This is a genomic window from Serratia sp. 121840015-1 (assembly GCF_053627655.1).
The window spans coordinates 2114273-2129183 of record NZ_JBSEYF010000001.1 but is presented as its reverse complement, the minus strand read 5'-3'; the positions used below and the strand labels follow the sequence as shown (position 1 = coordinate 2129183).

The window sequence follows — 14911 nt, the reverse complement described above, 5'->3', positions numbered from 1 at the left end:
GAGATCGGGCCAGCCCCGACAGGGGGAGGACATGAAAATGCCTGACAAAAACCCCGATGTGTGGGGGCAGTTGCTCACATGGCTTGCTGCCCACAAGGAGGGCGGCGGCTATGCGGCCACGGCTGCGGTAATGGCGTTACTGCGCAGCGCATATGTTGGCCAGCAAGGATGGACGCGCCGACTAATTGACGCCGCCATGTGCGCAATGGTTGGTTATTTCATCAAAGATTGCTTGGCCGCGTTCGGCTGGGATTCCACCTATGCCTATCTCGGCAGCATGTTTATCGGCTATGCCGGCGTCGACTATTTCGCAAATATGCTGCGCCGCATCGCCAGCAACCGCACCGGCTCCCCACGACAGGAATAATTCATGACTCAGGATCAATTCAAAGAGGCGGCCGGTATTGGCGCCGGACTGGCCGCGCGCTGGTTTCCACATCTGGAGGCGACGTTCGCCGAGTTTGGCATCACCTCGCCAGTGGCGCAGGCAATGTTCATTGCCCAGGTAGGACATGAGTCGGCCGGTTTCACCGCGGTCGCGGAATCGTTCAACTACAGCGTGGCCGGCCTGCAATCGACGTTTGGCAAGCGGCTAACTGCGGAGCAATGCAAAATGCTTGGGCGCCAGCGCGGCGAATCGGTGGTGCCGGAGAACCGCCAGGCGGCGATCGCGAATCTCGTCTACGGCGGCCGCCTGGGTAACAAATCTACCGGGGATGGTTGGAAATACCGCGGGCGCGGCCTGATCCAGATCACCGGCGCCGACAATTATCGCGCCTGCAGCGCCGGCATCAAAACCGATTTGCTGTTGGTGCCTGACCTGCTGGAAAAAGACGAGTACGCGATGCGCTCCGCTGGCTGGTTCTGGAAATCGCGGAATTGTGGCCAGTACGCCGGCGACGTCGAACGGGTGACGCTGCTGATCAACGGCGGCAATAACGGGCTGGCAGACCGCAAAGAACGATTTGAGCGTGCGCGCCAGGCACTGGCATGAGCGGCTGGCTCTCAAAACTGGCCGGCGGGGGAATGTTGCTTCTGCTGGTGGCGTCAATTTGCCTCGGCGGTTACAGCTCGCTGCTGTCGCACCGGTTGGCGCTGGCACGCCAGCAGGTTGCAGAGCAGAAAAAGACGCTGGCACAACAGGCCGGGCTGATAGCCACGCTGCAGACGCAAGATGCGCAGAATCGCGCGCTGATGGCGGCCCAGCAACAACGCGAGCAGCAGCTGCGCCAGCAGGGCGAAAACTACCAGAGGAAATATCGTGAAGCAATCCAGAATGATGAGTGTAGTCGGCGCGTTGCTCCTTCCGCTGTTATTGTCCTCCTGCGCGGAACGGACACCGCCGCCGCCGGTCCCGCTCGTGCTGTTACCCCCTGAATCGGTTTTCACCTCCTGCGAGAAACCAAAACTAAAGGGTGATACCTGGGGGGATATCGGTAGCCATGCGCTGGCACTGCAAACGGCACTATTGATATGCGCCGGCCAGATAGAAACGCTCAACGACTGGCGTAGAGGCATTATCAAGACAGTGCAATGAAATTTATGATTTCGAGGGTAAAAAAAAGCCCCTCGAATGAGGAGCAAGTAATAAAGCAACACAACACCAGGGAAATCTTTCAACACAGACTGTACTAAAGTACAGGGTCGACTCCTTGATGTTAATCAATTTTGTTGGGTAATTGAAGAGATTTTTGTGAATTAATTTGCATAACAGAGCGACGGGCTGATCGTTCTGGCATGGAAGATAAACAAAGCTGTCTACCTGCACCCACCGCGCACCCAGCGCACCGGCAGGCTGATGGCTTTTTTTATGGAGAATGCTATGTCACAACCGGAAGAAAGCGGCCTCGAGCGCGATTACTGTGCCGGTCAACTTTCTCTCCGCGACTTGGCAGAGATATACGGCATCAGTGAGGGAGCAATCAGGAAGCGCGCCAAAAAACATGACTGGGTACGCAAGGCAAAGAGCGGTACGCAAAAAGGTACGCAGGTACGCAAAAGCGGTACGCAAAAATCAAAGGTGCGTACCAAGACGGATCCCAAAGTCAGCGCAGAAGAGCTGATATCGGAATCAGGCTTATCACCACAGCAAAGCCTTTTCGTAGCGGAATACCTGATTGATCAGAACGCCACTGCCGCCGCTGAGCGGGCCGGTTACAGCGACCCAAACTACGGCCGTCAGCTTCTGACGAATCCTAACGTTAAACGAGCCATCGATAGTCAACTGGTTGCGTCAGTATCACGCACACTGGCCAACGCCGACGACGTGCTCGCGAAAATGTGGGAACTGGCCACCTTTGATGCCAACGAGATTTCGCAATATCGCCACGGAGCCTGTCGGCACTGCTGGGGATTCGGCCATCACTATCAATGGCGCGATGCTATCGAGTACGAAGAAAAGTGCGCGGAGGCGAAAGCCAGGAATAAACCTGATCCGTCGGATAAAGGGGGATATGGGTACGACCACAACGCGGATCCTAACCCTGATTGCCCGCGCTGCAACGGAGACGGCATAGGCCGCGCTTACTTCCCTGACACGCGAAAATTATCTGGCATTGCCCGTCTGGCGTATTCCGGTACGAAGGTCGGGAAAAACGGCGTGGAAATCACGGCAATCAGTCGAGAAAAAATGTTCGAAGCTGTGATGAAACGTCTGGGCTTGGCTGATAGCGAGTTTACGCAAAGGCTGCAGCAGGCCGAAATCGAACGTCGGCAGCTCGAGGTTGAAAAGCTGGGTAAAGAGCTGGCCGACGATGACGACAACGACACGCCGAAGCCGGTGGCGATCAACATCAACGTGGTAGACGCCAGGAGGGATGATGATAGCGCCGACGCTTAATATTCCTCAGGCTCGTTTTCTGGCTATGCCGCACAAGTTCAAAGCCTACGTGGCCGGGTTCGGTTCTGGCAAAACGTGGGTAGGGTGCGGCGGTATCTGCAAGGGCATGTGGGAGTTTCCCCGCATTAACCAGGGCTACTTTGCGCCGACTTATCCGCAGATCCGCGATATTTTTTACCCGACGGTCGAGGAAGTGGCGCACGACTGGGGGATGCGCGTCCAGATCAACGAGAGCAACAAAGAGGTGCATTTCTACGCCGGCCGGCAGTACCGCGGAACGACGATCTGCCGCTCGATGGAAAAGCCGGAAACTATCGTCGGTTTTAAAATCGGTAACGCGCTGATCGACGAGCTCGACGTGATGAAAAAGGAGAAGGCACAAAAGGCCTGGCGAAAAATCATCGCGCGTATGCGTTACAAGGTGGACGGGCTACGCAATGGGATCGACGTCACCACGACGCCGGAAGGGTTCAAATTCGTTTGGCTCCAGTTCGTCAAAGAGGTACGCGACAAGCCGGAGCTGGCGACGCTGTACGGCCTTGTGCAGGCGTCGACGTTCGACAACGAAAAGAACCTGCCGCCGGACTACATTCCCTCGCTGATGGGGAGCTATCCGCCGGAGCTGATTAAAGCCTACCTGCGCGGCCAGTTTACCAACCTGACGAGCGGCACAATTTACCACCAGTTCGATCGCCGGTTGAACAACTGTGATGAGGTGGAGCAGCCCGGCGAGCCGCTTTACATCGGGATGGATTTCAACGTCGGCAAGATGGCGGGTATCGTTCACGTTCTGCGCCTTGGGCTGCCGTGTGCGGTTAACGAAATCATCAACGCGTACGACACGCCCGACATGATCCGCATCATCAAGGAGCGTTTCTGGCTCTACGATGGCGCCGATTATCGCAAGGTGCGAGAAATTTACATCTACCCGGATGCATCCGGTGATTCCCGCAAGTCGAATAACGCCAGCAAAACGGATATTGCCCAGCTGCAGGATGCCGGCTTCAACGTGATAGTCGATAACGCCAACCCGCCGGTTAAAGACCGCATCAACGCGATGAATGCGATGTTCTGTAATGCCAACGGCGAACGGCGCTACAAGGTCAACGTGGCACGTTGCCCGGTTTATACCGAATGCCTCGAGCAGCAGGTATGGGATGAAAAAACCGGCGAGCCGGATAAAAAATCCGACAACGACCACCCCAACGACGGCGCCGGCTACTACATCCACAAAACCTTCCCGATCATCAAGCCGGTGACCAACCTCAACATAGGATTCGCATACTGATGTCCACGCAAAACATCGATTATCGCCACCCGGCATACCGCGAGTTTCTGCCCGAGTGGGAGCTCGTCGGTGACTGCGTTGATGGTGAGCGAAAAATTAAAAAGCGCGGCAAAAAATACCTGCCGCACCCCAGCAGCGACAGCGTCAACGACGACCCACAGGATATTCGCTACAAGGCGTATAAGCAGCGGGCGCCATTTATCAATGCGACCGGGCGGACGCTCTCCGGCCTGCTGGGTATCGCCTTCAACAAGCCGGTAAAAATCACGCTGACCGGCCGCGTTGCGGAACTGGAGGCGGACGCCGACGGCGAGGGGCAACCACTCACGCAACTGATCCGCGATAGCGTCAGCCAGAACTTACAGCGCGGGCGCGCCGGTATCCTGACGGACTACACCGCCTCCGGCAGCCAGACGTTGGCACGGCTTGGCCGGCCAATCCTGCGCCTGTTCACCGCCAAAGAAATCATTAACTGGCGCGTGACCGCCGGTAAGACGTCGCTGGTGGTAGTTCACTACGTCGAACCCGTGGACGATCCGCAAAATTTCGAGCTGTTGCTGCAAAAGGTGTGGATCGAGCTGCGCCTCATTAATGGACTGGCGTACGCCCGCCGCTGGCAGCAGAGCGCCGCCGGCATGATGGAGGGAAAGCTGGTCGAACTGAAAGACAGCGCCGGCAAGCAGCTTACGGAGTTGCCGTGGTCATGGATTGGCTCGAGCAACAACGATCACACCCCTGATGCGCCGCCGCTGGCTGATATAGCCAACGTGAACGTTAAGCACTACCAGGCGGAAGCTGATATCGCCGAGATTTCGCACCTCACCGGGCAGCCAACAATTGCAGTAGGTGGCCTTGATCAGCAATGGGCCGATAAATATCTATCGAGTGGCGTCAAAGTCGGTTCAACGAAGGGCATTTTACTGCCAAAAGACGGCGTGATCAGCATCGTGCAGGCCGAAGACCGCAATCTGCCGCTGACGGTAGCCGAACGCCGCGAAAAGCAGATGGCCATGCTGGGTGCGAAGCTGGTGGAGCGCAACACCTCCGCCCGCACCGCAACGCAGGCCACGGACGAGGCCCAGACCGATAACAGCATCCTGTCCCTGTGCGTCGGCAACGTGGAGCAGGCCATCAACCGGGCGCTGACGTTCGCGGTGATGTTTGCCGGCAGTGGTGAGGCCACGATCGAGCTGAATAAACGCTATGAAATTTCTGCGCTGGATTCCGCGGCGCTGGCGGTACTGATGCAGATGGTGCAGTCCGGCCAGATGCTGCTGGTCGACTTTATCCGCTACCAGCAGAGCATCGGCCTGATTGACCAGAGCATGACGCCGGAAGAAGTGGAGGATTTGCTGCGCAATCAGGCGCCGGACCTGACAGGAGGCGGACGTGAGGACGATAAACAGCCGCCTGCTTGATGAGACGCTCGCGCACGCGCTGTTTGTCTCTCGCTATTCGACCGGCGTCGCCCGGCGAATGGTGAAAATTCTCGACCAGGCGGACGCCGAGCTTTCTTCAAAATTGCTGATGGCGCTGGATGACCTGGACCCGCAGAGCTTCACTGTTCGCCGCCTTGATTCACTGCTGGCCGGCGTGCGGGATATCAACAGGCAGGTTTACCAGCGGTTTTACGGGGCGCTTAGCGACGAGCTGGGCGATTTTATCGGGTACGAGGGCGATTTTCAGTTCAGCCTGTTTGATTCTCTGCTGCCCGACCTGGTGAAACAGCGTTACCCGCTTATCAGCCTGACACCGCAGCAGGTTTACGCCGCAGCGCTGGCGCGGCCGTTTCAGGGGCGTTTGCTGAGCGAATGGGCCGACAAGCTGGAAAGCGACCGACTACAGCGCATCAGCAACGCCGTGAGCCAGGGTTATCTGCAGGGGGAAACGACAGACCAGATTTATCGGCGGATCCGCGGCACCCGCACACGAAATTATCAGGATGGTGTTTTGCAAACCGGCCGGGCCAATGCAACCAGCGTGATAAAAACCGCCGTCAGCCATATGGCGGCTGTAGCGCGCACGGAATTCGCCCATGCCAATGCCGACGTTATCAACTGCAAGCAATGGCTGGCAACCCTCGATAACAAGACGACGCCGACCTGCATCGTGCGCGATCGCCTGCGCTACACGCTGGACAACAAACCCATCGGTCACAGGGTGCCTTATGGCGCCGGCCCGGGGCGGATCCATTTCTGCTGCCGGTCGGTGGAAACGCTGGTGGTGAAATCGTGGCGAGCGCTGGGTATCGATGCCGACGAAATGCCGGCGGGCACTCGCGCCAGTATGGATGGCCAGGTCCCGGCGGAAACCAATTATCGGGACTGGCTGCAACGACAGCCCTACCGGCGCCAGGTAGAGGTATTGGGCGAAACCCGTGCCCGCTTGATGCGTGACGGCGGTATGCGTCCGGCGGAATTCTTCTCCGACAAGGGGGAGTGGCTCAGCCTGCAGCAGCTGCGAGAAATTGACGAACGGGCGTTTTCGGACGCCGGACTATAGCGACCGCCACTCGGCGGTTTTTTTATGCCCGCGGCCTGGGGCCGCAACATCACAACGGGGTTGATGATGAAATTCAAAATCACGAAAGACGAGTACAACGCGCTGAATGACGTGCAAAAGGCGCTCTATAAAGAGTCCGGCGACGGCTATCAGGTGCAGCTCGAAGGCATGCCCGATACGTCAGAACTCGACGGCCTGAAAAAGAAGGTCGACGAGCTGATGACCGAGAAGAAAAAGGAACAGGAGGCGAGGCGAAAGGCTGAGGAAGAAACCAAGAAAGCCGAAGAAGAGCGCGCCAAAAAAACCGGCGACGTTGAGGCGCTGGAAAAATCCTGGGCGCAAAAACTGGCCGACGCCGAAGCTAAGTCGAAAGCGGAAATCGAGTCGCTGAATACCAGTCTGCATGGCCTGCTGGTGGACAACGTGGCGCAGAAACTGGCGACTGAACTGGCGGGCGACGCCGCGCCGGTGATGCTGCCACACATCAAGTCACGCCTGGCCATTGAAGAAAAAGACGGTCAGCACGTGACGCGCATCCTTGACGGCGCCGGCAAGCCGAGCGCGGCCAGCATCGATGAACTGAAAAAAGAATTCGTCGGTAACCCGGCCTTCAAGGGCGTGATTATCGGCAGCAAAGCCAGCGGAACCGGGGGTAACGGTGGCGGCAACCCTGGCGCCGGGGGCGGCGGGAATGGAAATGGCGACAACCCAGATTCACTGGTGAGCCGTGCACGACAAATTATCGAAAACAATCAGGAGTAACGCATGTCCCTCATTATTTTTCAGCAGCAAGTTTCTACCGCCGCGACTGAGCTGGTGGATCAGGAAGTGCAGAAGTTTAACGCCGCCTCGGGCGGCACTCTCATTTTGGGTAACGGCGATCACATCGGTGATTTTATCGAACAAACCAGCTGGCAGTTGATTGGCGGGCTTGCTCAGCGCCGTAATGCGTACGCGGATAAAAAATTAACGCCGGATGAGCTGGGCCAGCTGCTGGATCGCATGGTGAAAGTTGATGGACGTATTGGTCCTGTCAGCGTAACTCCTACCATGATGAAGCGCCTGGGGAAAGACGTCTCAGAGGCTGCAGCAGTTGTTGCAGCACAGGCGGCTGAGGCGATGATTCAGGACTACCTGAACACCACCTGCGGCGCACTGAAGGCGGCAATTTCCACCAACAGCGGAATGATCACCGATCTCTCCGGTGCCGCCGGCAGCGCGGTAAAACCGTCACTGCGTGGCCTGAACAAAGGCGCCCGACCAATGGGGGATGCGTTCTCCCGACTGTTGGCCTGGGTGATGGATGGTGCAACGTACAACGACTTCATCGATGAGGCGCTCACCAACGCCAACAGCCTTTTCAAGATTGGTAACGTGAACGTGATGCAAGATGGCCTCGGCCGCCGTTTCATCATTTCCGATATCCCGGCCCTGGCTGATGACAACTTGCAGCATGTGCTGGGCTTGACCTCTGCCGCCGCAGCAGTACAGACCACGCCGCTGATCATGAAAGCGCAGGACGTTCTGGGTAACGAAAACCTGAAAGCCCTGATGCAGGGCGAGTACGATTTCACTATCGGGCTGAAAGGCTATCAGTGGAAAAACGATAACCTCAAGTCACCAACGGACGCACAACTGACCACCGGCGCAAACTGGAACAAGGTGCGCACCAGTAACAAGGATACCGCTGGCGTGATGGTGACCTTCGGGGAGAAAGCCGCAAAGTAATAGCGGTATCAGGTGTGACGCTTAACAAGACCTCGACCTCTCTGGCCGTCGGCGCGAATGAAACGCTGACGGCAACCGTGGCGCCGGAAGACGCCACGAACAAAGGGATCAACTGGTCAACATCTGATGCCGCAAAAGCAACGGTTGAAAACGGGAAAGTTACCGGTGTGGCTGCCGGCGCGGCAACCATCACAGCGACCACGGAGGACGGCGGAAAAACCGCAGCCTGCGAGGTTACCGTGACCGCGCCGTAATAGTTTGGGGCTTCGGCCCCGTTTTTATTGGGGGTGATCATGCTGATATCGGATCCCGCTTCGCCGGAATTCAACAGCTACGCCAGCGTGCGGGATGCTCGTGATTTTGCTACGACGCGCGGCTATTCGTTGCCTGACGATGACAGCGAATGCGAAACGCTGTTGATGCAGGCGATGGACTACCTGGCCGGGCAAAGCTGGCGCGGCTCCCGTTTATCGCCGGATCAGGCGCTGCCGTGGCCACGCTCAGGCGTGATTGTGGACGGTGTGCCGCTGGCCAGTGACAAAATCCCGCGCCAGCTGATCCAGGCACAGTGTCGCCTGGCGGTAGAAGCTCAGGAAACCGACCTGACGCCAAGCTTTGCCGGTGGCGGCGAAGTGGTAGCGGAAAGCGTCTCCGGCGCGGTGGCGGTGCAGTATGCCGAGGGCTCAAGCGGAAACGCGCCGTACTTCTCGTGGTTGGCCGGCCTGCTTAATGGGCTGCTCGGCGGGGGCGGCGGCATTAATTTTGACGTAATGCGGGGCTGACATGGCAATTAACTATACCCGGATGCGCGCCACCGCCACGCGGTTGCTTACCGAGAACGGGCAAAAGCGTGTGCTCACCCGGGGCGGGAAAGTGACGCGGGTGAACGGGAAAGAGGTGCGGTTACCCGACGAAACGGCGGACGTGGTCGGCGTTGTGACGGAATATAAGCCGGGCGAAATTGACGGCACGCTGATCCAGAACGGCGATGTGCTGTTGGTGGCAACCTACCAGACGGAAATCCGCATTGACGACCGCATTGAGATCGACGGGAAAAAATATCGCGTGGTTCATCCGCACCCGGTTAAGCCGGCGGCGGTGCTTATCTGCTACCGCGCACAGCTGAGGGCATGACATGGCAGAAAACGACGCGTTCATGCAGGCGATCACTGCCTTTGTGGACAAGGTAAAGGCCAATCAGGCGCAGGTAGTCCGCGCAACGGGGATCCGCATCCTCACGCAACTGGTTCAGATGTCGCCCGTAGGCAATCCCGAATTGTGGGAGGTGAACGCCACGGCCAAAGCCTATAACGATGCGGTTGCAGAACACAACGATGCGCAGCGTAACGATCCGGGCAATCTGACACCGACCGGGCGCCTGAAAAAGCGCGCCAGGGTATCCGACAGCATGGATATCAAGGCGCCGGCCGGTTATACCGGCGGCCGGTTCCGCGGCAACTGGCAGGTGGGGTTGGATGCGGCGCCGCAGGGTGAAACCGGCCAGGTGGATAAATCGGGCGGTAAAACGCTGGCCGCCGGCACGCTGGTGATCGAGCGTTTTCGTGTCGGCATGCAGGCGGTGTACTTCACGAATAACGTTCCCTATGCCTACCCGCTGGAGTTTGGTCACTCGTCGCAGGCGCCTGGCGGCATGGTGCGGATCACCGCTGCCGATTTCCAGCGTCATTTCCAGGCAGCCGTATCGGAGGTGAAATCGTGAGTCATACCCGAGTAGCCGAACTGCTCGAAGCGCGCCTGGGTGAATGGGCTGATGGTAAAGGCGTGCCTGTAGTGTGGGACAACATCGCGGAAAACCCGCCGGATACGCTCTATCTTCAGGCCTACGCGATGCCGGCGACCACGACGACGATCGACCTGGCGGAAAAGCTGCAGGTGCTGCCGGGCGTCTGGCAGATCAACGTCGTGGCGAAGGCCGGCGACGGCGTCAGCTTCAATGGCGCCCGCGCGCTGGCCGATGGGGTGGCCGCTTTGTTCCCTGTTGGCCTTGCGCTCAGCGATGGGGGGCTCACCTGCTACATCAGCACGCCGCCGACGGTTTACCGTGGCATCACGTCGGACACCCGCTATTCCATCCCCGTCAGCATGAGCTATCGCGCTCACCTCATCACACACTGACCGCCGCGGCGGTTTTTTTATGCCCAAAATTGGAGAATCCACTATGGCATTTGCATTACCAAACGGCGCCACGGTTTTCGCTGGTTCCAAGATGGCGGCAGCGCTGCCAACGTCAGCGGTTAGTAACGCCAAGGGCGCGGTGTTTACCGTGGCAAATGGCACCCTGGCCGCCGATGACATTGTGCTCATCAAATCAGGCTGGGGAAACATCGACAACCTGGTCGCCAAAGTGACAGCGGCGACGGCAACGGCGGTGACGATCGGTGCACTGGATACGTCGAATACCAAATTTTTCCCGGCGGGCGGCGGCGCCGGCGCGCTTATCAAAATCACCGAATGGACGCAGATCCCACAAATCACTGAAGTGGGGGCGTCTGGCGGCGATCAGCAGTACGTGCAGATCCAGTTCCTTGAGGACGACCGCCAGCGCAACCTGGCGACGTACAAGGCAGCCAAGACCCAGACGTTTACCTTTGCGCATGATTCAACGTTGCCGATTTATGACGTCCTGACCGCTGCCGATCGCGTTGGCGACATTCTGCCGTTTTACATGTATGTGCCGACGGCAAAAGAAACCCGTTACTGGTCCGGCACGCCATCCTTTGACCCACAGCCGGCAACGGCCGTGAACCAGGTGGAAACGGTGCAGGTATCGATCGCGGTACAGTCCCGCACCATGACGTTCTACAAGGACAAGTAATTTTAACCCTCGGGGCGCAAGCCCCATTTTTTCGCAGGTTCCGACATGACAGCAAAATTTACCCTGGTCCCAAACTCGACGTTTAAAAAAGACGTCACAATCCCGCGCGCCGGCGCAGAAGATGGCGTGCTGACGTTCACGTTCAAGCACAAGACCCGCAGCCAGCTGGAAGCGCTGGAAAACACCCTGCGCGAGGCGACGGAAAAGCAGATTGAGGCCGGTAGCCACGGCAGCGCGCCGATGGTGGCATTCATCGAGGAAATCGCCGTTGGCTGGGCGCTGCCTGACGAGTTCAACAGCGAGAACGTGCTGGTACTTCTGGAAAACTACCCGCGTGCGTTCGACTCCATCGCCATGACTTACACCCGCGAGCTGATGGCGATTCGTGAAAAAAACTAACAGCGGTTGCCTCGGCGTTCTATACGCCTGATCCGTCGCCGGAAGAACTGGCCGCATTTGGGTTAACGCCCGAGGACGTCAAAGGGGAGCCGATCGACGTGCTCCCCGACGTGTGGCCAGTGTTCGAGGTGTTCCGGGCAATGGCGACGCAATGGCGTACCGGTATGGGCGGCGTCACCGGGTTGGATTACAACTGCCTACCCTGGGTGATGAAATTGCACGGCGTCGACGATGAGGCAACCGCGTTAACGGATATCAGGGTGATGGAAGCCGCTGCGCTTGCCACCATCCATAAAAAATAATGGCCCGCCGCGCGGGCTTTTTACTGCACGGAGCCCCGCATGACAGACATTGCATCGATCTCCCTGCGCGTCGATACCGGCGACCTGCAGCGCGGCAACAGCGAGCTGGATAAATTCCAGAAAACTGCTGCAGGCGCTGCCGGCGCGGCTGACGGTTTCAATGCCTCGGGCAAAGAGACGGCCAAAGTATCGAAAGAGGTGGCGCACGAGGTCGAGGAAACGCACAAACGGGTAGCGGAATACAGCCGCCGCCTGCGCGAGAGCCAGACCACGGCGACGGCATCCGGCAGGGCGCAGGACCAGCTGACCGAATCCTACTTCCGCCAGATTGACCGGATCAAGCAGCTCGGCACCGGCACGCAGGAATTGCGTGCCATTCAGTCGCAGGTGCGCGCCGCCCGTGCCGCCGGCAACATCACGCAAAACGACTATCTGACGCTCACCAGCCACGCCGCGGATAAAATGCGCGAGCTGACCAAAGCCGAAGAGGCATCGGCGGCCGCCAAATCGGTCTTCATCCAAAAGCTGAAAGACCAGGTGGCGACGCAGAGCCTTTCGCGGGAAGAGCTGCTGCGCTACCGTGCCGCGCAGTTGGGCGTTGGTTCCGCAGCGGACGTTTACATCAAAAAGCTGTCCACCGCTGGCGACGCCACGCATAAATTCAGTTTGCAGACGTCGGCCGCCCGCCGGGAGCTGGGCGTTATGCTCGGAGAGCTGGCGCGCGGTAACCTGGGCGCCTTGCGTGGCTCCAGCATCACCCTGGCGAATCGGTCCGGGCTGATAGAGCAGATGATGACGCTGCGCGGGCTCGGTATCGCTGGCGTGCTGGGAGGGATTGCTGCCGCTATTTATGGAGTAGGGAAGGCTTGGTATCAAGGCTCACAAGAAGCGGTGGAATTCAACAGGCAGCTGATCCTGACAGGGAATTATGCCGGTAAAACGGCAGGTGATTTGCAGTCAATGGCAAGGGCGCTGGCCGGTAATGGTGTAACGCAACATGCCGCGGCTGATGCGCTGGCGAAGGTTGTTGGAAGCGGGAGTTTCTCCGCCGGTTCTATCTCCATGATTGCAGATACAGCGGCTAAGTTGAAAGCCGATGTGGGGCAATCAATCGACGAAACGATTAACCAGTTTAAGCGGTTGCAGAGTGATCCCGTTCAAGCTGTCACAGAGTTGGATAAATCGCTGCATTTCCTGACTGCGACGCAGCTCGAGCAGATCACCAGCCTATCCGAACAGGGGCGCACCACCGAAGCAGCGGCCGTTGCAATGGACAGTTACGCGGAAGTCATGCGTCAGCGTAGCGGAGAGATCAAAGAAAACCTTGGTACGCTGGAGTCTGCGTGGAAATGGCTTGGCGATGCCGCCTCTTCTGCATGGGACAAAATGCTGAATATCGGCCGAGAATCTTCGGTGAAGGATAAAATCCGCGACATTCAGCAGAAGCTTGTTGAGTTTCAGATAAACCCTGCCAGCAAGGGGATCTACTTCAACCAAACGGGTAAAACGGCCGACGACCTGAAAGCTGAATTGTCAGGCTTAATGGAGCAAGACTACCAATCCAGCATCAGCACCGCCCGAGACAAAGCTGAGCGTGACAACGAAGAACGCCAAAAGCGACAGTTCCAGGCTGATCAAACCCTTAAGCAGCGGTATGAAACCTCAGAGGAAAAGCACCAGCGTGAACTGGCAAAGATCCGTAATTCCTATGCATCCCAGAGCGTTAAAGATGAGGCTATAAGCCGGGAAAATGAACGCTTTGCCAGGGAGAAAGAGAGAGGAACAAAAAAAGGGCGCCAGTACACGGCGCCGGCCGGTGATCGAGCCGACGAAAAAGCGCAGGCCGATTTGTTGGCGCTCCAGGCACAGCTCAAAGTGCTGCAGGACCACCGCAGCATCAATGACACCATCAGCCAACAACGCAAGGATTTGTGGGCGGAGCAGGCGAAATTTGCCGTTCTGGAGCAGGCCGCCGATAAACGGAAGCTGACAGCGCAAGAGCAATCTCTACTATCCAGCAAAGATAGCGTGCTGGCGCAAAAGGAACGGCTGGCTGTTCTCGGCGACGAGATCGCCAAGCAGGAGCGGCTTAACAAACTTCAGGACGCCTCGTCCAAGTATGTCACCCAGATGAGCGAGAAGCGTCAGGCGCTGCGTGAAAGCGCCGGCTTGAGCGATCGGGATGCACGGCGCCGCATGGAAGAGGCGCAGCTCGCGCAGGGGTGGCAGAATCAGGGCGGAAGCCTGCAAGATGACGGTTACAAGCGGCAGCTGCAGGCGGCACGTGATTTTTACGCCGAAGAGGACAAACTGCGGGGCGACTGGAAAAAAGGCGCATTGAAAGGCTGGAACGAATATCTGGACTCAGCGACCAATGTCTATTCCTCGGTCGCTAACGTCGCCAATGCTGCATTCACTGGGCTGAGCGACACGCTTACCAACCTTGCGACGACCGGATCGGCCAACGTTAAAAGTTTCGGCGTCTCTATGCTGAAAATGGTGGTGGACGTCATTAACAAGCTGTTGGTGGCTTACGCCGTTCAGGCGGCTATGGGGTGGATTGGTAGCTCGCTCAGTGCGCCATCTGGCGGCAATAACCCCGGCGCAGTTCCAATGGGGCTGCATTACGACGGCGGGTATACCGGCGACGGCGGCAAGTACGAGCCGAAAGGCATCGTGCACGGCGGTGAATTCGTGTTCACCAAAGAGGCGACGCGCAATATTGGTGTTGGCAACTTGTACGCCATGATGCACAGCGCCCAGGGTTACGCCGACGGTGGCTATGTTGGTAACGCGCCAATGCACGGGCTCACGGCGGCGGGAGGCAATTCGATCGTTGTTCATGCGCCGGTCACCATCACGCAGGAGAGCAGCAACGGCGGCGACGTCAGCGCAGCGAATACCGCCAACACAGCCCGGCAGTTGCAGGGGATTGTCCAGACCGAAATCACCGATCGCCTGAAGCGCGAGATGTCGCCGGGGGGATTGTTATATTCAGGACGCAGATAAACGGCCAG

Annotated in this window: 19 protein-coding genes; all 19 read left to right on the top strand. The window is 58.1% G+C overall.

The features are described 5' to 3' along the window. The first annotated feature begins 31 nt into the window (after nucleotides 1-31). The 19 genes from ACUXAC_RS10380 (at nucleotide 32) to ACUXAC_RS10290 (ending at nucleotide 14903) form a co-directional block, all read left to right on the top strand. Nucleotides 32-367 carry a phage holin, lambda family gene (locus ACUXAC_RS10380; protein ID WP_454266638.1) on the top strand — a complete coding sequence of 112 codons (336 nt, stop codon included), beginning with the start codon at nucleotides 32-34 and terminating at the stop codon, nucleotides 365-367. Between the two features lie 3 nt (nucleotides 368-370). Next, nucleotides 371-994: a glycoside hydrolase family 19 protein gene (locus tag ACUXAC_RS10375; RefSeq protein WP_454266637.1), complete on the top strand. Its 624-nt coding sequence runs from the start codon at nucleotides 371-373 to the stop codon at nucleotides 992-994. Further along, nucleotides 991-1377, top strand: a complete 387-nt coding sequence (locus ACUXAC_RS10370; protein WP_454266636.1) for a hypothetical protein — start codon at nucleotides 991-993, stop codon at nucleotides 1375-1377. Before ACUXAC_RS10375 ends, ACUXAC_RS10370 begins: the two co-directional genes overlap by 4 nt. Next, nucleotides 1277-1537, top strand: coding sequence for an Rz1-like lysis system protein LysC (gene lysC / locus ACUXAC_RS10365; protein WP_420705022.1), 261 nt, complete (start codon nucleotides 1277-1279; stop codon nucleotides 1535-1537). Before ACUXAC_RS10370 ends, lysC begins: the two co-directional genes overlap by 101 nt. Before the next feature lie 285 nt (nucleotides 1538-1822). Beyond that, complete coding sequence (locus ACUXAC_RS10360) at nucleotides 1823-2839, top strand: terminase small subunit (RefSeq protein ID WP_195880691.1); 1017 nt, start codon at nucleotides 1823-1825, stop codon at nucleotides 2837-2839. Then, the gene (locus tag ACUXAC_RS10355; protein ID WP_049273117.1) at nucleotides 2817-4127 is read left to right on the top strand and encodes a terminase large subunit domain-containing protein; all 1311 of its coding nucleotides are present in this window, start codon (nucleotides 2817-2819) and stop codon (nucleotides 4125-4127) included. Before ACUXAC_RS10360 ends, ACUXAC_RS10355 begins: the two co-directional genes overlap by 23 nt. Continuing rightward, on the top strand, nucleotides 4127-5545 hold the full coding sequence (locus tag ACUXAC_RS10350) for a DUF4055 domain-containing protein (protein ID WP_101453169.1): 1419 nt from the start codon (nucleotides 4127-4129) through the stop codon (nucleotides 5543-5545). Before ACUXAC_RS10355 ends, ACUXAC_RS10350 begins: the two co-directional genes overlap by 1 nt. Then, the gene (locus tag ACUXAC_RS10345; protein ID WP_454266635.1) at nucleotides 5517-6629 is read left to right on the top strand and encodes a phage minor head protein; all 1113 of its coding nucleotides are present in this window, start codon (nucleotides 5517-5519) and stop codon (nucleotides 6627-6629) included. The genes ACUXAC_RS10350 and ACUXAC_RS10345 overlap by 29 nt, the downstream gene beginning before the upstream one ends. A gap of 66 nt (nucleotides 6630-6695) precedes the next feature. After that, nucleotides 6696-7391, top strand: a complete 696-nt coding sequence (locus ACUXAC_RS10340) for a hypothetical protein (protein ID WP_454266634.1) — start codon at nucleotides 6696-6698, stop codon at nucleotides 7389-7391. A gap of 3 nt (nucleotides 7392-7394) precedes the next feature. After that, entirely contained in the window at nucleotides 7395-8357 is a 963-nt protein-coding gene (locus tag ACUXAC_RS10335) for a major capsid protein (protein ID WP_049273122.1), read from the top strand. 14 nt (nucleotides 8358-8371) lie between these two features. After that, the gene (locus ACUXAC_RS10330) at nucleotides 8372-8611 is read left to right on the top strand and encodes an Ig-like domain-containing protein (RefSeq protein WP_230472578.1); all 240 of its coding nucleotides are present in this window, start codon (nucleotides 8372-8374) and stop codon (nucleotides 8609-8611) included. Nucleotides 8612-8650: 39 nt separating this feature from the next. Then, nucleotides 8651-9139 (top strand): DnaT-like ssDNA-binding protein, encoded by a 489-nt coding sequence (locus ACUXAC_RS10325; RefSeq protein ID WP_454266633.1) that lies wholly within the window; start codon nucleotides 8651-8653, stop codon nucleotides 9137-9139. Between the two features lies 1 nt (nucleotide 9140). Continuing rightward, nucleotides 9141-9491, top strand: coding sequence for a hypothetical protein (locus tag ACUXAC_RS10320; RefSeq protein WP_454266632.1), 351 nt, complete (start codon nucleotides 9141-9143; stop codon nucleotides 9489-9491). 1 nt (nucleotide 9492) lies between these two features. After that, nucleotides 9493-10077: a hypothetical protein gene (locus tag ACUXAC_RS10315; protein ID WP_147880737.1), complete on the top strand. Its 585-nt coding sequence runs from the start codon at nucleotides 9493-9495 to the stop codon at nucleotides 10075-10077. After that, complete coding sequence (locus ACUXAC_RS10310; RefSeq protein ID WP_454266631.1) at nucleotides 10074-10493, top strand: phage tail terminator-like protein; 420 nt, start codon at nucleotides 10074-10076, stop codon at nucleotides 10491-10493. Before ACUXAC_RS10315 ends, ACUXAC_RS10310 begins: the two co-directional genes overlap by 4 nt. A gap of 43 nt (nucleotides 10494-10536) precedes the next feature. Further along, nucleotides 10537-11193: a phage tail protein gene (locus ACUXAC_RS10305; RefSeq protein ID WP_085336834.1), complete on the top strand. Its 657-nt coding sequence runs from the start codon at nucleotides 10537-10539 to the stop codon at nucleotides 11191-11193. A 45-nt stretch (nucleotides 11194-11238) separates the two neighbouring features. Beyond that, entirely contained in the window at nucleotides 11239-11592 is a 354-nt protein-coding gene (locus ACUXAC_RS10300; RefSeq protein ID WP_085336835.1) for a phage tail assembly chaperone, read from the top strand. A 47-nt stretch (nucleotides 11593-11639) separates the two neighbouring features. Continuing rightward, nucleotides 11640-11894 (top strand): DUF1799 domain-containing protein, encoded by a 255-nt coding sequence (locus ACUXAC_RS10295; RefSeq protein ID WP_121553932.1) that lies wholly within the window; start codon nucleotides 11640-11642, stop codon nucleotides 11892-11894. A 39-nt stretch (nucleotides 11895-11933) separates the two neighbouring features. Then, complete coding sequence (locus tag ACUXAC_RS10290; RefSeq protein WP_454266630.1) at nucleotides 11934-14903, top strand: phage tail tape measure protein; 2970 nt, start codon at nucleotides 11934-11936, stop codon at nucleotides 14901-14903. Nucleotides 14904-14911: the final 8 nt, after the last annotated feature.

Bases quoted from the DNA above. Each gene is read 5' to 3' on its own strand.
- ACUXAC_RS10375 (WP_454266637.1), top strand. From the start codon at position 371: ATGACTCAGGATCAATTCAAAGAGGCGGCCGGTATTGGCGCCGGACTG.
- ACUXAC_RS10350 (WP_101453169.1), top strand. From the start codon at position 4,127: ATGTCCACGCAAAACATCGATTATCGCCACCCGGCATACCGCGAGTTT.
- lysC (WP_420705022.1), top strand. From the start codon at position 1,277: ATGATGAGTGTAGTCGGCGCGTTGCTCCTTCCGCTGTTATTGTCCTCC.
- ACUXAC_RS10290 (WP_454266630.1), top strand. From the start codon at position 11,934: ATGACAGACATTGCATCGATCTCCCTGCGCGTCGATACCGGCGACCTG.
- ACUXAC_RS10305 (WP_085336834.1), top strand. From the start codon at position 10,537: ATGGCATTTGCATTACCAAACGGCGCCACGGTTTTCGCTGGTTCCAAG.
- ACUXAC_RS10320 (WP_454266632.1), top strand. From the start codon at position 9,141: ATGGCAATTAACTATACCCGGATGCGCGCCACCGCCACGCGGTTGCTT.
- ACUXAC_RS10300 (WP_085336835.1), top strand. From the start codon at position 11,239: ATGACAGCAAAATTTACCCTGGTCCCAAACTCGACGTTTAAAAAAGAC.
- ACUXAC_RS10335 (WP_049273122.1), top strand. From the start codon at position 7,395: ATGTCCCTCATTATTTTTCAGCAGCAAGTTTCTACCGCCGCGACTGAG.
- ACUXAC_RS10360 (WP_195880691.1), top strand. From the start codon at position 1,823: ATGTCACAACCGGAAGAAAGCGGCCTCGAGCGCGATTACTGTGCCGGT.
- ACUXAC_RS10340 (WP_454266634.1), top strand. From the start codon at position 6,696: ATGAAATTCAAAATCACGAAAGACGAGTACAACGCGCTGAATGACGTG.
- ACUXAC_RS10315 (WP_147880737.1), top strand. From the start codon at position 9,493: ATGGCAGAAAACGACGCGTTCATGCAGGCGATCACTGCCTTTGTGGAC.
- ACUXAC_RS10325 (WP_454266633.1), top strand. From the start codon at position 8,651: ATGCTGATATCGGATCCCGCTTCGCCGGAATTCAACAGCTACGCCAGC.
- ACUXAC_RS10355 (WP_049273117.1), top strand. From the start codon at position 2,817: ATGATGATAGCGCCGACGCTTAATATTCCTCAGGCTCGTTTTCTGGCT.
- ACUXAC_RS10380 (WP_454266638.1), top strand. From the start codon at position 32: ATGAAAATGCCTGACAAAAACCCCGATGTGTGGGGGCAGTTGCTCACA.
- ACUXAC_RS10370 (WP_454266636.1), top strand. From the start codon at position 991: ATGAGCGGCTGGCTCTCAAAACTGGCCGGCGGGGGAATGTTGCTTCTG.